Source organism: Arthrobacter sp. 05L45_2 (genome assembly GCF_056397525.1).
Map to the genome: position 1 here is coordinate 1 of NZ_JBFTNO010000337.1, position 1,559 is coordinate 1,559.

Annotated in this window: 3 protein-coding genes; all 3 read left to right on the forward strand. The window is 69.1% G+C overall.

The features are described from left to right. Window positions 1–389: CoA-transferase (locus AC1DHD_RS16190; protein WP_476880682.1), on the forward strand; the 389-nt coding region annotated here is incomplete at its 5' end. Continuing rightward, a complete protein-coding gene (locus AC1DHD_RS16195) occupies window positions 386–1,003 on the forward strand; it encodes a MaoC family dehydratase (protein ID WP_476880683.1) in 618 nt (205 codons plus the stop codon). The genes AC1DHD_RS16190 and AC1DHD_RS16195, both read left to right, overlap by 4 nt. Beyond that, window positions 1,000–1,559 (forward strand): HpcH/HpaI aldolase/citrate lyase family protein (locus AC1DHD_RS16200; protein WP_476880684.1); only part of this gene is annotated, 560 nt, incomplete at its 3' end. The genes AC1DHD_RS16195 and AC1DHD_RS16200, both read left to right, overlap by 4 nt.

Here is a 1,559-nt window from a genome sequence, read left to right on the forward strand (position 1 = left end):
TCCGTGGCGGGCACGTGGRTGTCGCGGTGCTCGGCGCCATGGAAGTGGCGCAGAACGGGGACCTCGCCAACTGGATGATCCCGGGCAAGATGGTCAAGGGCATGGGCGGCGCGATGGACCTGGTGTTCGGGGCCAAGAAGGTCATCGTCATGATGGAGCACGTGGACCGCAACGGCAACCCGAAAATTGTGGAGCAGTGCACCCTGCCGCTGACCGGCAAAGGCTGCGTGGACCGGATCATCACCGACCTCGCCGTGATCGACGTCGTCACCGAGGGCGGGAAATCCCGGCTGGTGCTGCGGGAGCTGGCTCCGGACGTGACCGCGGAGGACGTGGCCGCCGCCACCGGCGCCGAACTATTCGAGGAAGACCAGGAACTTACCGTATGACGACGAATGCAGCGCCCGAAACCGGTTCAGGTGCCGGCCGCAGTGCCGGCCGCAGTGCCGGCCGCAGTGCCGGCCACGGCACCGGCGGCAGTGCCGGTCCCCGGGTGATTGAACAACGCGGTCTCTACTTCGAGGAACTCGAAGAGGGGGTGGTCTACGCCCACCGGCCCGGCCGGACCGTGACGGAGACGGATAACGTCCTGTTCACCACCATGACCATGAATACCCAGGCACTGCACCTGGACGCTGCGTGGAGCGCCGGGCAGCCCTTTGGCCAGCGCCTGATGAACTCCATGTTCACCCTCGCCACCGTGGTGGGGCAGTCGGTCCCGCAGCTGACGCAGGGGACCATCATCGCCCAGCTGGGACTGACCGACGTGTCCTTCCCGCACCCGCTCTACCACGGGGACACGCTCTACACCGAGACCGTGGTGACCGGCAAGCGGCTCTCCTCCTCCCGGCCCGGGCAGGGGATCGTGACCATGCAGCACACGGGCCGGAACCAGGACGGTGTGGTGGTGGCGCTGGCGACGCGCAGCTGCCTGATGTGGACACGCGAGGCGCACGCCGCGGCCGAGCCGGAAACCGCGCAAAAGGGGACAATAAAGGCATGAGCTTCCTGATGGGCCCGGCCCTCCTGTTCTGCCCCGCCGACCGCCCCGAGCGCTACCAGAAGGCGGCCGGGCGCGCCGACGCCGTCATCCTTGACCTCGAGGACGCCGTGGCGCCGGCCGACAAGCAGCGTGCCCGAGGCGCCATCCTGGCCCAGCTGGGTTCCGCCGGGGATGGTCCGGAGCTCGACCCGAGCCGCACGATTGTCCGCGTCAACCCGGTCGGAACGGACGAGTTCGAGAAGGACCTGCACTGCCTCAAGCACACGCCTTACCGGCACGTCATGCTGGCCAAGGCCGAGAGCGCCGCACAACTGCGGGCGCTTGAGGGCTACAGTGTGGTCGCCCTGTGCGAGACGGCGGCGGGCATCGTCAACGCGGCCGCGATCGCCGCCGAGCCGAACGTGGTGGGCCTGATGTGGGGCGCCGAGGACCTGCTGGCGTCGCTCGGCGGCACCTCCAGCCGGAACGACGACGGCGGTTACCGTGCTGTGGCCCTGCACGCGAGGTCCACGGTCCTGCTGGCTGCCCGGGCCGCCGGCAAGGAAGCCGTCGACTC